A 14,669-nucleotide genomic window follows, 5' to 3' on the forward strand; every position below is an offset into this window, starting at 1 on the left:
GTTGATCACGGCCCTTGTCGACCACCTCAGCGGGCATGCACGCAGCGCCACCGGTTGGTAGCGTGCCGGTGATGTCGCGCCGGTTGCCGCCGGCAGTGGTCCCCTGGGGAGGGTCGACATGTGGGCGGACGACGCCGCGCTCGACGCGGCGGAGCGCGGGCTCGACGAGTGGGAATCGTCGCTCGCCGAGCGGGCGGCACGAGCCAAGACTCTGTCGGCGACGATGCGGGATCTGACCGGCACCGCCCGCAACGCCGACCGGACTGTCGACGTCACAGTCGACTCTGCGGGCCTGCTGATCGACCTACGGCTCGACGAGCGCATCCGGCAAGAACCCGCGGCGCACACCGCTCGGCAGATCCTGGAGACCACCACTGCCGCGCGCGCCGACCTGCTCCGACAGGTCAGCGACGCAGTCACGAAGTCATTGGGCGACGACCCGAGCGCCCAAACCATCGTCGACTCGTACCGCACGCGGCTGATCCGCGACCCGGGATCAGACGATGCCCGGCGGTGACGGCATCCAGGTCGACCCGGACGACCTGACCGCCCACGCCGCACGCCTCGATCGCTGCGCCAGCAGCCTCGACACCGCCCAGCAGGCAGGCCAGCACGTCCGATTGGGCGCCGACGCCTACGGGCAGCTCTGCGTGATGATGCCGGTGCTGCTCGACGGCCTGCAGCGAACCCTGGTCGACGGCATCGGCGCCGCCTCCGCATCGGTACGGGACACCGCCGGCAAGCTGCGGGTCGGCGCGGACCGCTACCGAAGCTCCGACGCCCGCGCCAAACAGCTACTCGACGGGGTGCGGCGGCACAGGTGACGTCGAACCCGCTCGTCGCCGCCGCTGCGGACACCGCGCCCAGCGCCTGGGCGGGCGTGTGGATCTGCGAGGACATCGAACTCATCGCCCAGGGCATCCGGACCGGCAGTTGGATCGACGGCAGCCTCGGCGTCGTGAGCGCCGGCCTGGACGCCCTCGCCCTCGTCTCCGACCCGGTCGGCGCCCTGCTCCAGTACGGAATCGCCTGGCTCATCGAACACGTCAAGCCGCTCAGTGAGGCGCTGGACTGGCTCGCCGGCGACCCGACGCAGATCACCGCACACGCCCAGACCTGGCGCAACGTCGCCGGGTCGCTCCGCGACGACGCCGCCGAGCTGACTCGCGCCGCCCGCACCGACGTCGCCGGCTGGGGCGGCAGTGCCGGCCCCGCCTACCGAGCCTGGGCCAACGAACAGCAACAGGCCATCACCGGCCTCGCCCAGGGCGCCGACACCATGGCCGCGATTACCGAGGGCGCCGCCGGCCTGGTGGCAGCCGTCCGGCTCCTGGTCCGCGACGCCGTCGCCACCTGCGTGTCCCGCATCATCGTGTACGCGGGCGAACTCCTCATCACCGGCGGACTGGCCGCGCCGCTGATCGTGGAGCAGGTGACGACGCTGGTTGCGTCGTGGGGTGCGCGGATCGCGCGGTTGCTGCGAGGGCTGCTGGGCAGCCTGCGGCGGTTGATTCCGGAGATGCGCAGGCTCGGCGATCTCATCGACAAGCTCAAGCAAGCCCTGGGCCGACTAACTCGGGTCGGGCCTGCCGACCGGATGGGACAGCGACGTGACTGGGCCGATCCGAGGGCGCAGCCGCTACCGCCCGAACGCACGCCCGATTCCTACCTCTCCGCTGGCGACCCGGTCTATTACTCGGCTCGCTCGACGGGCATCGGTTACGACGAATTGACGATGCGGAACTTTGACAAGGTGCGACCGCTGGATGGGCACCATGACGTCATCGTGCACGGCACCGACCAGGGATACTTTGTGCCCGGCAAGGTTTCAGCAGACGGAGCGCACATGGATGGAAATGCCACCAACGCGGCCCAGATTGCCGCCGCGGTTCGGGCGAACCCCGCCTATGACGGCGGCCCTCTCCGTTTGGTCTCCTGCTATGCCGGCACCGTCAAGCCCGACCTCGACGCGGTACCACTCGGTCAGCAGGTCGCCGACGAACTCGGGGTCAACGTGCTCGCCCCGACGGCTCGGGTGGGGACCCAGCGATGGACCGCAGAGCCCCAGCCTCCAGTCGTCGAGAGCGGCGGCTCCTGGGAGGTCTTCGTACCGCGAGCGAGGGGGCACCAATGAAGACTGTGGGGTTCTTTCGAGAACTAGGACCCAACCAAACCGAGGTGTACGTGGAGAGCATCCACTCGCACGTCGACGCGGAGCCGCTCCCCGACGCGCTTCGGGTCGAAGACTATCTACGCCATGGGCATGGCCTCATCGACGTCATGGGCGCGGAGATTGATGTCCTCGGGAGCGGCCGACACCTTGTTGGGGGCGCATCGGTGCTTACGGATGGCGATTGGTTGTGGCGCGACGATCTACGCTTCTACCTCGCCGAATACCAGGTGAGCCTGCCCGTGGAATTCCTGGAGACAGTGCGGGGCAATGATTACCGCGTACCCGATCTCCGGGAAGATCAACTTCGGCTGGTCGGCGAGGAAGCTATACGGATCCTCGGATACCACTGACGCCCGTCAAGCATCACCTGTACGTGCCGCAACAACTCCGCCACCTGCAGAAGCTGGTAGATGCAACCTATTCCGCACGGTTTCCCGAGACGCAAGACCCCAAGTAGCCAACGAGACCATACGGCCCTGCCGCCACCGCAGCCCGCGGAACGATCACCGTCCGCACAGCTTGGATACTGGTGAACGGCGAACTTGCACCTCGGATGGTGACCAATTGTTCCCGCGCGAGGAAGGATGACAGGTTGGAGCTGTACGACGTGGTTGAGCTCCGAGAAGCCATTCCGGGAGAAGACCTGCCGGCCGGGGCAGTGGGAGCTATCGTCGATGTCTTCGACGGCCCTCCGCCTATGTACGAAGTCGAGTTTGCCGACACCGATGGCCGCACCGTCGCCATGGTCACGCTCCGTGCCGACCAGGTAGTGCAGCACGATGGCCACCTTCGATGAGTGGCTGACGGCGTACGACGTCGTCTACCGCGCGCTGCCGGTGGCGTCAGATCTTGCCTGCCCGAACTGTGGGCACCGGACGCTAGGGATCGTCTTCACAGCACGGCCCGCAGCCAATGCCGGGTACGTCTCGTTCTGGTGCGACACCTGCATGGAAGGGGTCCACGTGTGTCGGGCACCTATTCCAGACGGAGTCACCGCCCGACCGATGGACAAGCCGACCGAGGAACGCAACCCTCGCGTTCCTGACTACCGCCTCGTGACGTGACGACGGATTGAGGGCAGGGCTTGCAGCGATTCCTCACTGCAACTGACTGAGGAAGGTGACCAGTACGTCACCCAGGCGACCATGTCGTTTGCCCAGGTCCTCTCAACAGCGGCCTGGACGAGCACGACCTCGGCTAGTACTCCAGTGGCACTTCGCGATCTAGATGGCTGGTAGTCGGAGTCGTCGCTGGTAGTGGGCTTGCCGGGCGCGGGCTTGGTGGGTGCGGCGCCATGCAGACCAGTGCAGGGCGTGCCCGACGTCGGGCGCTGCTGTGAAGGTCAGCGTGTTGAGCAGTCGGCGGATCTCGGGCAGGGTAAGCCGGATCGGTGCGCGTGATCGGGCTGGCCGGGTCGGGTCGGCGGGTTCGGCCGGTTGGGTAGTGGCGCAGACCGCGAGGATGGCGAGGGCGAGCATCGCCAGAGCGGTGAAGCGGTGCCAGCCGGTCCAGCCACGTACCTGGTAGTGGTCCAGGCCGGCCTCGTTCTTGGCGCTCTGGAAGCATTCCTCGACTGCCCACCGGCTGCCGGCAACCCGGACCAGCGTCGCGAGAGGCACCCTGCGCGGTGACCAGCACAGGTAGAACGCCAGTTCACCCGTTTCCGGGTGTCGGCGGATCAGGAGATACTCGTTGCCGCGGGTACCGATGACGACTTGTGCCCAGTCGTAGTCGCGGGGCCCTTTCGCGCCGATCCCGGCGGACATGCGCTGCCAGCAGCCGGCGGCGAGCCGGGCGGCCACCTCGTCGGCGCGGATCCGGGTGCGGCCGTCGTTGACAGTGACCCGCCGGTTGCAGCCGATCGCGAGGACATAACCCAGGCCGCGGGCGCGGATCCCGGCACGCAGGTCCGGGTCGGCGCCATAGACCTCGTCGCCGGCGACCCAGCCGGCCGGGACCCCAGCCCGGACCGCCGCGTCGATCATGTCCAGGGCGAGGCGGGGTTTGGTCACGAAGCCGACCTCGTCTGGCACGCCCGCGCTGATGCGCCGCGACGCGGCGGCGCACCACGCCTGTTCGGGCAGGTAGAGCCGCCGGTCGAGCAACGCCCGGCCGCCGGCACCGGTGTAGGCGAGGAACACAGCGACCTGGCTGTTCTCAATCCGCCCGGCGGTGCCGGTGTACTGCCGTTGCACACCCACCGACGTGGTGCCCTTCTTGACGAACCCGGTCTCGTCCGGGATCAGCACGCCCTGTGGATCTCCGAGCCGCTCCACCAGCAGGCCTTGCACGTCGGAGACGGCCTGCTCGGCGTCCCAGACCGCGGTGCGCAGCAACCGCTGCAATGGCGCCGGCTGCCGATAACCGGCCTGTTCGGCCAACTGCCAGCACGTCTTGCGCTCGGCCTGCGACAACAGACCAGTCACGATCGCCCGCGCGGCCAGCCGCGGTTCACGCCGGGTGAACCGGCCCGCGATCCGCTGCATGGCATCCTCGAACCACCTGCCACCCGGCAAGGTCTACGCTATGGCCTGCGGCCACTGCACGATCTTCGGTTGTCTTCACAAACCATCGAGGATCACGCAGTGGCTGCGCTCCACTTGCGGCGGCCCCACCGGAGACGACGTGGCGAATCAGTTCTCGCACGCCATGCGGTTGATGCGCAGCCGCGACCCGCAAAAGCAGGAAGACGGATTCCACCTGCTGCGACCCCACGCCGCGCAGCACCTCGAAGAGCTGATCACCGAGTTCAACCGCGAACCCAACCACGGCCTGCGCTGCTGGATGCTTGAACTCATCGGCGAAGCACGCTCAGCGGAAGCGCTGCCCGTGCTGGTTGCCCAACTCCACGGCGACGACGAGTCGCTACAGGACTGGGCCGTCAGAGGCCTCGAACAACTCGACACGAAACCAGCACGTCACCAGCTATACCAAGCACGATCGGCGGGTTTGATCCGCTGACTTCACCGGGCTAGATCGCGAAGTGTCACTGGAGTACTAGAGCGGTCCGACTGGTCAGCGACGCAAGCGGCGTGAGCAGGCGCCGTCGTGGCCGTCGCGGAGCAGGCAACGCCGGCCGCCTGGCATTCGCAGGTCACAGAAGACCCGGTGTCGAACGAGCTGATGGTCTTCTTCGGAGACGGTGGTCTCTCCCGGGTCGGTCATCGGAAGCACCAGCATCCAGCGGCCGATGACCCGGGCCAGGCGCTGCGCGGCGGGCAGGTCGGCGGCGACCACGGGTAGGTGTATGACGTACCGCTGGCTCATCGGTCCTGGCCCCGCTCGTTGCGGGCGCGGGCCTGATCGGTCTGCCAGCGACGCAGCCCGGCCTTGATCCGGGCCGTCTCGCGGCGACTCTCGGTGAGAGCGGCGTAGACGGCGGCCATGTCGGCGGCGACCCGGTCGAGGAAGGCGTACACGTCGTCGGGGTTCAAACCGCGACGTCCGAACCCGACTGGCGCGAACCGGTGCTCGCGGACCTGCCACGGCAGCAGACTTGTGTACGCGGCGGAGCGGTACGGCGATGCAGTGCCGAACTGGTTCGAGCTGTACGTGGGCCTGGAATCCGCTGCCGCCCACCTTCGCCGTTATGACGAGTCGCTCATCTCTGGGATCCTGCAGACCAAGGAGTACGCCCACGCGCTCTAACGCCTTGGCGGGATGCTGAGCGAGGAAGATCGCGACCGGCGGTCCAGGTCCGACTCCAACGGCAAGCGTTACTCTTCGGCGGTTGCCGACGGCTCCCAGGTTGGAGGCCGTGCTGTGTGAGGCGGTGCTCGCGGCGTCGGTGGCCCGGCGGTCATGACCACGCAGCTCCATCACCTAACCAAGCTGTCCGAACTGCCGAACGTCGGCGTCAGGGTGCTGCCACTGTCGGCCAACCCACAGCCCCGCGCGGTTGCGGGATCTTTCGTGATCCTCGACTTTCCGGCGACCAAGGGCGGTCGCGCCGCGCCGGAACCGTCGGTGGTGCACAGCGAGTCTTTGACCGGTGCCCTGTACCTCGACAAGCCCGACGAGTTGGCCGCCTACGACCGCGTCTGGCGAGGGCTGGATGCGCTGGCCCTCGGCGAGGCAGAATCGACTGACATGATCAAACAGATCGCTGGGAGATGCGGCATGACTGACCTGACCGGCGCCATCTGGCGCAAGAGCACCTGCAGCGGCGACAACGGCGGCGACTGCGTCGAGGTCGCCACCAACATCCCTGGCGTCGTCGCAGTACGCGACTCGACTCGAAGGATTCCACGGGACCGCTTCTCACCTTCACCGCCCAGGCATGGACCCACTTAATCGCGGCTGCCAGACGAGGGCGGGCTAGCTGAATCTGACTTCGCCGACGGCATGCAGGCAGGTCACGGTGCCGTCGTGACGCAAGGCATCCGCACGGACGTCCGGGGCGTTGAGCAGCGGCGGCAGCGATGAAGCTGCACGCGCTGCGACTTCGGCACGAGCACGGCGGCCCGAGCCACGCGGTCGGCGCGGCGCCAGTCCATATCGACCGGACGGTAATTGCACATCCGGGAGTTGCACGTCGATTACTGATGTCGACCAAGACCGACCTCTTCAACAGACGTCAACAATTGTCCGACCAACGACAGAGTCCATTTGAGCCGGATAGCTGACAGGACCGTTCTTCGACGACCGCGCTAATCTGCCTTCGGCGGTTCTAAAACACGCGGCTACCCCGAAGGAGAATGTCATGTTCATCGTGGCGACGCAGGATCCGAATACCCGAGGCCAATCTGCAGGGCCCGATTCGGGAGCGGCTGCCTGGGGTGCCCTCCTGCCCATCGACGCCGGCCTGACCCAGGCCGAGGCGGATCGGCAGTTGGCCACCTACCTGGCTGGGGTGCAGGCAGGCGAGCCGTTGTGCATCCGGGCGCACGGCAACGACGAGGAGATCGGTGACGCCGAAGCCGGCGCCAAGGACTGGGGCTGGACCTACAAGAAACTGGCCAGAATGCTGGCCACCCACCTGACCGCTACTCCGAGCATCGTCCTGATCCGGTCGTGCGCCGAAGAGGTGACCAACTTCCCTACGCAAATGGCGGTCCGCCTGGAGTCGAACTGGCCGGGCGCGAACCACCTCGACGGGGTCGTCATCTACGGCTACAACACGCCTGTCAACATCAGCACACCGATCCCCTCGCCGCAGCAGCTTACCAAGAACGTCCAGGTCCAGCCGGTCATCGTCTCGTTGTGACCCGCCGCTGGGCCTAGAAATTCATCCCGTACGCCGACTTCTCTCAGCATTTCGGGTTGTCCACGTGGGAAGCTGGCGCATTCGCACGACCTTGACACTCTGAGATGCTTCTATCACTCTGGGTGCTTTTCTCATGCGGTGCGTCAGCACCGGGGTGCGTCTGAACTTTCCCATCATTTCGGTCCGGTTGGCTTCGGACCTCGCTGAGCCGAAGCACGACATCCTCGGGCCGTACGCCATCGAGCTGTAGGGCATGAAAGTGATCCCCCCGGACTCGGGAACTGCTGGCCGATGATTTCGGCAGGCTTCATCCCGCAGCCGGCCGAGCCGCCGCCAGGGTCGAGTCGTCCAGGGCATCTGCGATGCTCCGCGCCATGGACGACCTGACGGGCCGCGTACGGGCATTCGCGGAGGAACGGGACTGGCAACAGTTCCACACACCGAAGAACCTGGCCATGGCGCTCGCTGGCGAAGTCGGTGAGCTGATCGCCGAGTTCCAGTGGCTCACGCCGGAGCAGTCTGCGGCGGTCATGTCCGACCCGGACGCCGGTGGTCGGGTCAGGGCCGAGATCGGCGACGTCATGATCTATCTGACTCGGCTCGCCGACGTACTCGGCATCGACCTGGTGGAGGCAGCCCTGACGAAGCTCGAGGATTCGGCTCGCCGCTACCCAATTGAGCAGGCTCGCGGCTCGGCGGCGAAGCGGTAGCTGCAGGCAGCGTCACCATGGCGCTCAGTTGATCTCTTCGCTACAGTCCATCACGTAGAAGCGCGTCACGACGGGCTTCCGGCGGTCGCCGGACATGCCCCCCATGCGCACGATCACTTCGTGCTGCCCGGGGGCAAGTGTTGTCAGCGTTCCGCACGTCCGCCGATGGTCTGCTGCGCCTGAGCGGCACCGGCATGCTCGCAGACCGGATCGTGGAGCAGATCGGTCGTAACGTGAGCCCGGCAGAACGTCGTTCCTGGTCGCACAGCCTGGCAGTGCTGGGGCAGGATCTCGCCGACGCGGGTCTGGGCCAGGTGGAGATGCTGGTCGAGTACCAGTTGCCGCTGACCAGCAAGCGGGTGGACGTGGTGCTTGCCGGTGTGGATCCCCAGACGTCCGACGATTCCTACATCGTCGTCGAGTTAAAGCAGTGGTCCTACGCCGAGTCCCATGAGGGTTCTGACACCCTCGTGGCGGTGGAGCACGCGCGCGGCCCACGGCTCCACCCTGGCGTTCAGGTTGAACTGTACTGCGAGTACCTGACGGATTTTCTCGGCATCCTCGCCGAGCAACCGAACCCGGTCCGTGGCGCGGCGTACCTGCACAACGCGACCGACGGCGACATCAGTAATCTGTTCGATCGCCGCGCGACCGAGCAAAGCCGGATCTTCACCAAGCAGCGGCGGGGCCAGTTTCTCGATTACCTACGTACCCACCTTGCCCCGGCCTCTGGCGCTGGCGCGGCTGATCGTTTCCTCACCAGCTCGGTTCGGCCCAGCCGGCACCTGCTGCGGTACGCCGCCCAGGAGCTGAAAGATCGGTCGCGCTTCACGTTGCTGGATGAGCAGCGTGTGGCGTACGAGTTGGTGTTGCACGCCGTAGAGAAGGCGCGGTCGGCGGACCGTAAGTCGGTCGTGGTCGTCTCGGGCGGACCAGGCAGCGGAAAGAGCGTGATCGCCCTGTCCGTGCTCGGCGAGTTGGCACGCCAGAACCGCTCCGTCATGCACGCCACGGGCTCGCGGTCGTTCACCCAGACCTTGCGGCGGTACGCCGGTAAAGGCTCGACCCGGTTGAAGAATCTGTTCGGCTACTTCAACAGCTTCATGTCCGCCGAACGCAACGGTCTGGACGTCCTGATCTGCGACGAGGCGCACCGCATCCGGGAAACCTCCGTCAACCGCTTCACGCCGAAAGCTCGGCGGGTGGAGGCTCGTTCGCAGATCGACGAACTCATCGCCGCGGCCCGGGTGCCCGTCTTCCTGCTCGACGAGCACCAGGTGGTGAAGCCGGGCGAGTTGGGCAACGTCGAGGTCATCTCGTCGTACGCGAAGCAACTCAAGCTTGACGTCGAGGTCGTGTCGTTGCACGGCCAGTTCCGCTGCGGCGGCAGCGAGACGTACGAGGGGTGGGTCGTTGACCTACTCGGTCTCGATGGCGGCGAGCCGTCGGTCTGGACCGGCGATGGCAAGGTCGACCTACGTCTCGCGGAGTCGCCAGAGGAGATGGAAGCCTTCCTCGCCAGCAAGCAGGCCCCCGGTGTGACCGCCAGGATGTCCGCCGGGTACTGCTGGCCGTGGAGCGATCCGCGTCCGGATGACAGTCTGGTGCCGGATGTGCAGGTTGACGGGTGGTCACGACCCTGGAACGTCAAGAGCGACCGCAGCGTCGGCGAGGCACCAGGCAGCGCGTTCTGGGCCACCGACCCGAACGGTTTCGGCCAGGTGGGCTGCGTCTACACGGCGCAGGGCTTCGAGTACGACTGGTCGGGTGTCGTCGTCGGGCCGGACCTGGTCGCCCGGGACGGCCGGCTGGTGACGCGGCGCGAGGAGTCGAAGGATCCAGCGTTCCGTAGCCGCAAGGCGGTCAGCGACACCGAAGCGGATCTACTGATCCGCAACACCTACAAGGTCCTGCTGACCCGCGGGTTGAAGGGCACGATCGTCTACTCCACCGATCCCGAGACGCGGGAGTACCTCGCCTCGATGGTCAAGGTGATCCGGCCGGTCGAGACGGTCTACGAGGCGGCAACGGAGGCCGACCTGAGCTGATCGACCGGTTGGTCTCGGCAGCCCAATCCGTGCGGGTAGGGTCCAGTCACGGTCGACGAAAGGCAGATCAACCATGACGATTCCCCATCTTGCGGCAGCCGACGGCACGACCCTGCCGGCGATCGGGCTCGGCACGTACCGGTTGAACGGCTCGGCGGGTGTCGACGCGATCGGTCAGGCGATCCGGGCGGGCTATCGGTTGATCGACTCGGCGGTGAACTACGAGAACGAGGGCGCGGTCGGTCGGGCCGCCCGTGCTGCCGGTGACGTGCGGGACGAGCTGGTCGTCACCTCAAAGCTGCCGGGGCGGCACCACCGCTACGACGAGGCGTTGACCACCATCGAGGAGAGTGTGTTCCGCACCGGCCTCGACCGCGTCGACCTGTACCTGATCCACTGGCCGAACCCGAAGGTCGACAGGTACGTGCAGGCCTGGCGGGCGCTGATCGAGGCGCGTGAGCGTGGGCTCGTGCGGCACATCGGGCTCTCCAACTTCCTGCCCGAGCACATCGAGCGGCTGGTGGCCGAGACCGGGGTCGCCCCGGTGGTCAACCAGATCGAGGTGCATCCATACTTTCCGCAGCAGGAGGCGATCGACTACCACCGGGAGAACGGCATCCTCGTGCAGGGTTGGAGCCCGCTCGGCCACGGCAACGACCTGCAGCAGCATCCCGTCGTCGTGGAAATCGCCACCGCGCTCGGCGTCAGCCCGGCGCAGGCGATCCTCGCCTGGCACGTGGCCCGTCAGGTGATCCCGCTGCCCAAGGCCGCCTCCCCGCAGCGGCAGGTCGAGAACCTGGACGTCTTCGGCATCAAGCTCACCGACGCGCAGGTCGAGGCCATCACCGCGCTCGGCCGCCCGGACGGGCGTCTCTCGGACCAGGACCCGGCGGTGTACGAGGAGTTCTGACGAACCCCACCCGTTGACTGTCGGTGGGGCGGGAGAGCATGCGGCGTGCTTGACGCGGCCACCCGGACCCGGCGGCGGTGAGCTGCTCGCCGCGAAGCCGCCACCGGGGACCGGCGCGGACGAGTCGGAGAAGGAGTACGTCGAGTACACGTACGTCGAGTCCCCGTCCGCGGCGGAGCAGGGTCGACTGTGGGCGTACGTCGAGTTGCCGGTCTACGAAGCGGTGCGCGCCGGGGTTTCGGTGTTTCGCCCCCGGCTGACGCACCCCGATCCGGGCGTGCGGACGGGTGCGGCGTACGCCCTCGCCTGGTTTCCGGAGGAGGCCGACGGCAGTGTGTCCTCGACGGTGATCGCGGCGGCTACGCGGGGCCTGGCCCTGCGGCAGCTCGGCCCGCGGCACGAGGACCGTGCCTTCGACGCGCTGCTCGACCGGCTGCCCACCGTCAGCGGCGAGCGCTCGTTGACCGCACTGGGGGTGGCGCTGCGCCTCGCGTTCTGACCGAGCCGACGTGCGAGCGCCGTGACGAGCGTGATGACTGTGCGGCATCAATATGCCTGTGAGTCATCACGCTCGTCCGCACATCCGCCGCCGATCGCGGCGCCGAGCCGCGTCACCCGGGCCGTCGGCGACCCGGGCGACGCGACGTCGCTTAGACGAGCCCGCCGAGGGCCGGGTCGCTGATGCTGTCCTTGCCGTTCTCGACATGACCCGCGCAGCGGTACGCGAAAGCGGCGTCACCCGCGACGGAAGCCGTCAGGTCGTACCAGCCGTGGGTTCGGGCGAGCGCCCACGTGGCGCGCTCGGTCTCGCCGGGGCGCAGCGACAGCGTGACCGTGAGGGCGAGCTTGTAGTCACGCTCGTCGTAGGTGGGGGTGACGTCGAGGTGTCGGTCAGCTGCTTGCCCGGCTCGACGGTGTAGCTGCGCGGGGCGTCCGCACTGCCCGCCTGGCGGACCTGGAAGACCGCGGCGACGCCGCCGGAGTTGCGGAAGTCGATCCGGAACGAGTCGTCGCCGTGGTGCCCGTCGGCGTGCAGGGTGTACGGGACCGGCACCTCGTCGGGGTGCCGGACCAACCCGTCGGGCTTGGCGCCCAAACCGCGCCTCCAGGAACTTGATCAGTGAGGTCTGGTCGAAGACCTGCGAGTTCACGTAGCCGCCGCGCGTCCACGGCGAGACGATGACCATCGGCACCCGGATGCCGAGGCCGTACGGCCCAGCCGGGTGGTCGGCGTCGCCGGGGAAAATCTCGTTGGTGGTCGGCACTGTCGACTGGCCGTGCGGACGGGCCACCTCGCCGAGCCGACCGACGGGGTACGCCGGGTTCTGGGCCGGGACCCGCTCCTTCGACACCTACGCCGCCCGGGCCGCGGCGGCGGGCGCGTGGTCGTAGTCCACCCGGCGGGCGGCATGAGACGCGGCGTGAGAGCGGCGTAACAGGTGATCTGCCCGCATACCGCGAGTACCCCGACGTACCGTGAGATCGTGCCGACGAGAGAGATACTCACCAAGGCGGACCTCGCCGAACTGCGCCGCTCGGCGCTCGGGACGGCCAATCCGCTCGGTGTCGCCGCCGACCTCGCGGAGGCCGCCGAGCAGGGCCGGCTGGAGGACCCGGACGACGCCGGGGACGCGCTGACGCTGGCCGCCGAGATCGCGGAGATCCGAGCGAGGCCCGAGGCCGCGCTGCGGTACGCGGAGCAGGCCCTGGCGGCGTACCCGTCCGATCGCCTGCTCGCCGAGCACCCTGCCCTCACGGATGTGTACGGGCCGGACTGGGACGCGCACCGGGGCCGACTGGAGACGGAGCTGGTTCGGCTGCGGGGTGCCGGTCAGGCCGGGTTGGGCGTGTTCGGTGCGACAGTGGCCGGGTTGACCGCCTTCGCCGCCCGACGGGGTGGCGATCCGGCCGACGCGGCGGTCCGGGCGGGCTACGCGGCCGAGGTGTCGGCGCGGCCCAGCGCGCGCATCGCCTGGCCGCCGGAGCGCAACGACGCGTGCTGGTGCGGTTCGGGCCTCAAATACAAGAAGGACTGCCTGCCGCGCTCGCGGACCTGACCACTGCGGCTACCGCGCTGCGGCGGCGGCCGACCTGGCCCGGAGTAGCGTCCCTGACGGCTTTGATGTCAACAGCCATTAGGAGAGGCCTCCGTGCTGGTCATCGCGCACCTCAGTGACACCCACCTCGACAGCCATCCCCGGTCGGCCGAGCGGACCGCCCGGGTCATGGACTACCTGCACGGCCTGCCACGACCTGTCGACGCGATCCTGATCACCGGGGACATCGCCGACCACGGCGAGGTGGCCGAGTACGAGACCGCCGCGAAGCTCTTCGATTCCCCGCTGCCGGTCATGGTCTGCCCCGGCAACCACGACGTGCGTGCCGCGTACCGCAAGGGTCTGCTCGGTGACGACGGCGGCGGCGCCGGCCCGATCAACGCCCGCCACGACGTGGCCGGGGCGGTCTTCCTCCTCGCCGACTCCTCCGTGCCCGGCGCGGACGACGGTCACCTGGACGAGGAGACGGTGGCCTGGCTCGCCGCCGAGCTGGGTTCGGTGCCGGCCGCGACGCCGACGTTCATCGCCCTGCATCACCCGCCGGTGGTGCTGCACCACCCGGTCATCGACCCGATGCGGCTGCTGCCGGCCGACCCCCTGGCCGAACTCGTCGCCGCCCACCCGCAGGTCGTCGCCGTGCTGACCGGGCATTTCCACACCGCCGCAGCGAGCACCTTCGCGGGCCGTCCACTGCGGATCGCCCCGGGTGTGATCTCCACACTGCGGATGCCCTGGGAGGGCGAGGGCCCGTTGACCACCCAGACCCAGCCACCCGGCGTCGCGTTCCACGTGTACGACGACACCGGGCTGCTCACCACCCACTACCGGGTGGTGGTCTGAGCATGCACGGCGTCGCGGTGCTCGGCTTCCTGCTCGCGGTGGCTCCGATCACCGCCACGCCGGGCGCGAGCCTGACCCTGGTCGTCTCGAGGGTCGCCACCGGCGGGCGGCGGCAGGGCTGGTGGGTGATCCTGGGTACGGTGACCGGGCTCTACGTGCACGCCACGCTGGCCGCTGTCGGCCTGGCCGCGCTGGTGCTCCGCTCGTCGCAGGCGTTCTGGGTGGTCAAGCTGGTCGGGGCCGGCTATCTGGTCGGGCTCGGGCTCTGGATGCTCTGGTCGGCGTCGCGCCGTCGCACGGAGGCGGGACGGCGACCGAGGGTTTCCGCCCGAAGGTTGCCCTGGCGCGTGGACCACCCGTACCCGCAGGGGTTGCTCGGCAACGTGCTGAACCCCAAGGCCGCCGCCATCTACCTCACGTTGGCACCGCAGTTCCTCCAACCGGGCCGACCGGTGCTGGTGCCGATGTTGCTGCTCGCCACGGCGCACGCCGCGCTGCACCTCTGTTGGCTCGCCGGCTGGACCGTCGTCTCCGGTGCCGCCGCCCGGTTGCTGCGCACCGCATCGGTGCGACGAATGCTCGATCGGCTGACCGGCGTGATCCTGGTCGGCCTCGGTGTCCGTGCGGCGGCGACCTGAGGCTGCGTTGCGCTGTAACAGGTGAGCGATCGGCGGGGATGACACGCCCGCGTGGTACCGATAGCGTCCCCCGTGTGGACGATCAAC

The 14,669-nt window shown here is 68.2% G+C and carries 20 protein-coding genes and 2 pseudogenes; 16 read left to right on the plus strand and 6 right to left on the minus strand.

Annotated features, from left to right (window positions below):
- Positions 1 to 118 precede the first annotated feature (118 nt).
- The 5 genes from ACIA47_RS02570 (at position 119) to ACIA47_RS02590 (ending at position 2,969) form a co-directional block, all read left to right on the plus strand.
- A complete protein-coding gene (locus ACIA47_RS02570) occupies positions 119 to 517 on the plus strand; it encodes a YbaB/EbfC family DNA-binding protein (RefSeq protein ID WP_396704839.1) in 399 nt (132 codons plus the stop codon).
- Complete coding sequence (locus ACIA47_RS02575; protein WP_396704841.1) at positions 504 to 824, plus strand: type VII secretion target; 321 nt, start codon at positions 504 to 506, stop codon at positions 822 to 824. The genes ACIA47_RS02570 and ACIA47_RS02575 overlap by 14 nt, the downstream gene beginning before the upstream one ends.
- Positions 821 to 2,134, plus strand: coding sequence for a WXG100 family type VII secretion target (locus ACIA47_RS02580; RefSeq protein ID WP_396704843.1), 1,314 nt, complete (start codon positions 821 to 823; stop codon positions 2,132 to 2,134). Before ACIA47_RS02575 ends, ACIA47_RS02580 begins: the two co-directional genes overlap by 4 nt.
- 50 nt (positions 2,135 to 2,184) lie before the next feature.
- On the plus strand, positions 2,185 to 2,523 hold the full coding sequence (locus ACIA47_RS02585) for a hypothetical protein (RefSeq protein WP_396704845.1): 339 nt from the start codon (positions 2,185 to 2,187) through the stop codon (positions 2,521 to 2,523).
- Positions 2,524 to 2,765: 242 nt separating this feature from the next.
- The gene (locus ACIA47_RS02590; protein WP_396704847.1) at positions 2,766 to 2,969 is read left to right on the plus strand and encodes a DUF4926 domain-containing protein; all 204 of its coding nucleotides are present in this window, start codon (positions 2,766 to 2,768) and stop codon (positions 2,967 to 2,969) included.
- A gap of 427 nt (positions 2,970 to 3,396) precedes the next feature.
- Here ACIA47_RS02590 and ACIA47_RS02595 read toward each other — a convergent pair whose 3' ends face one another.
- On the minus strand, positions 3,397 to 4,659 hold the full coding sequence (locus ACIA47_RS02595) for an IS701 family transposase (RefSeq protein WP_396704849.1): 1,263 nt from the start codon (positions 4,657 to 4,659) through the stop codon (positions 3,397 to 3,399).
- Here ACIA47_RS02595 and ACIA47_RS02600 point away from each other — a divergent pair.
- The gene (locus tag ACIA47_RS02600; protein ID WP_396704851.1) at positions 4,658 to 5,134 is read left to right on the plus strand and encodes a HEAT repeat domain-containing protein; all 477 of its coding nucleotides are present in this window, start codon (positions 4,658 to 4,660) and stop codon (positions 5,132 to 5,134) included. The genes ACIA47_RS02595 and ACIA47_RS02600 overlap by 2 nt on opposite strands.
- A 54-nt stretch (positions 5,135 to 5,188) precedes the next feature.
- On the opposite strand, the gene ACIA47_RS02605 is transcribed toward ACIA47_RS02600, so the two are convergent.
- Together ACIA47_RS02605 and ACIA47_RS02610 are read right to left on the minus strand one after the other, a co-directional pair.
- Positions 5,189 to 5,440 carry a hypothetical protein gene (locus tag ACIA47_RS02605; RefSeq protein ID WP_396704853.1) on the minus strand — a complete coding sequence of 84 codons (252 nt, stop codon included), beginning with the start codon at positions 5,438 to 5,440 and terminating at the stop codon, positions 5,189 to 5,191.
- Positions 5,437 to 5,667 (minus strand): DivIVA domain-containing protein, encoded by a 231-nt coding sequence (locus tag ACIA47_RS02610; protein ID WP_396705335.1) that lies wholly within the window; start codon positions 5,665 to 5,667, stop codon positions 5,437 to 5,439. Before ACIA47_RS02610 ends, ACIA47_RS02605 begins: the two co-directional genes overlap by 4 nt.
- 58 nt (positions 5,668 to 5,725) lie before the next feature.
- Here ACIA47_RS02610 and ACIA47_RS02615 point away from each other — a divergent pair.
- The 7 genes and pseudogenes from ACIA47_RS02615 to ACIA47_RS02645 all read left to right on the plus strand — a co-directional run.
- Positions 5,726 to 6,361: pseudogene (locus ACIA47_RS02615) on the plus strand (DUF5753 domain-containing protein); the annotation flags it as partial.
- A complete protein-coding gene (locus tag ACIA47_RS02620) occupies positions 6,355 to 6,498 on the plus strand; it encodes a DUF397 domain-containing protein (protein WP_396705337.1) in 144 nt (47 codons plus the stop codon). The pseudogene ACIA47_RS02615 and the gene ACIA47_RS02620, both read left to right, overlap by 7 nt.
- Before the next feature lie 377 nt (positions 6,499 to 6,875).
- Positions 6,876 to 7,379, plus strand: coding sequence for a hypothetical protein (locus ACIA47_RS02625; RefSeq protein ID WP_396704855.1), 504 nt, complete (start codon positions 6,876 to 6,878; stop codon positions 7,377 to 7,379).
- A 374-nt stretch (positions 7,380 to 7,753) separates the two neighbouring features.
- Positions 7,754 to 8,089, plus strand: coding sequence for a nucleotide pyrophosphohydrolase (locus tag ACIA47_RS02630; RefSeq protein WP_203118730.1), 336 nt, complete (start codon positions 7,754 to 7,756; stop codon positions 8,087 to 8,089).
- 140 nt (positions 8,090 to 8,229) lie between these two features.
- On the plus strand, positions 8,230 to 10,137 hold the full coding sequence (locus ACIA47_RS02635) for a DNA/RNA helicase domain-containing protein (protein WP_396704857.1): 1,908 nt from the start codon (positions 8,230 to 8,232) through the stop codon (positions 10,135 to 10,137).
- A gap of 73 nt (positions 10,138 to 10,210) precedes the next feature.
- Complete coding sequence (locus ACIA47_RS02640) at positions 10,211 to 11,047, plus strand: aldo/keto reductase (RefSeq protein WP_203118725.1); 837 nt, start codon at positions 10,211 to 10,213, stop codon at positions 11,045 to 11,047.
- Positions 11,048 to 11,096: 49 nt separating this feature from the next.
- Positions 11,097 to 11,546, plus strand: a complete 450-nt coding sequence (locus ACIA47_RS02645) for a hypothetical protein (protein ID WP_396704859.1) — start codon at positions 11,097 to 11,099, stop codon at positions 11,544 to 11,546.
- Between the two features lie 151 nt (positions 11,547 to 11,697).
- On the opposite strand, the gene ACIA47_RS02650 is transcribed toward ACIA47_RS02645, so the two are convergent.
- From ACIA47_RS02650 to ACIA47_RS02660, 3 genes and pseudogenes are all read right to left on the minus strand, one after another.
- A complete protein-coding gene (locus tag ACIA47_RS02650; RefSeq protein WP_396705339.1) occupies positions 11,698 to 11,874 on the minus strand; it encodes a phospholipase domain-containing protein in 177 nt (58 codons plus the stop codon).
- Positions 11,802 to 12,101 carry a phospholipase domain-containing protein gene (locus tag ACIA47_RS02655; protein WP_396705341.1) on the minus strand — a complete coding sequence of 100 codons (300 nt, stop codon included), beginning with the start codon at positions 12,099 to 12,101 and terminating at the stop codon, positions 11,802 to 11,804. The genes ACIA47_RS02650 and ACIA47_RS02655 overlap by 73 nt, the downstream gene beginning before the upstream one ends.
- A 49-nt stretch (positions 12,102 to 12,150) precedes the next feature.
- Positions 12,151 to 12,399: pseudogene (locus ACIA47_RS02660) on the minus strand (alkaline phosphatase family protein); the annotation flags it as partial.
- Between the two features lie 132 nt (positions 12,400 to 12,531).
- Between ACIA47_RS02660 and ACIA47_RS02665 the strand changes: the two are divergent.
- The 3 genes from ACIA47_RS02665 (at position 12,532) to ACIA47_RS02675 (ending at position 14,582) form a co-directional block, all read left to right on the plus strand.
- On the plus strand, positions 12,532 to 13,104 hold the full coding sequence (locus tag ACIA47_RS02665; protein ID WP_396704861.1) for an SEC-C domain-containing protein: 573 nt from the start codon (positions 12,532 to 12,534) through the stop codon (positions 13,102 to 13,104).
- A 93-nt stretch (positions 13,105 to 13,197) separates the two neighbouring features.
- Positions 13,198 to 13,944, plus strand: a complete 747-nt coding sequence (locus ACIA47_RS02670; RefSeq protein WP_396704863.1) for a metallophosphoesterase — start codon at positions 13,198 to 13,200, stop codon at positions 13,942 to 13,944.
- 2 nt (positions 13,945 to 13,946) lie between these two features.
- Complete coding sequence (locus ACIA47_RS02675) at positions 13,947 to 14,582, plus strand: LysE family translocator (protein ID WP_396704865.1); 636 nt, start codon at positions 13,947 to 13,949, stop codon at positions 14,580 to 14,582.
- Positions 14,583 to 14,669 lie beyond the last annotated feature (87 nt).

It is taken from the genome of Micromonospora sp. NPDC051227 (assembly GCF_044455385.1).
Taxonomy (GTDB): Bacteria; Actinomycetota; Actinomycetes; order Mycobacteriales; family Micromonosporaceae; genus Micromonospora.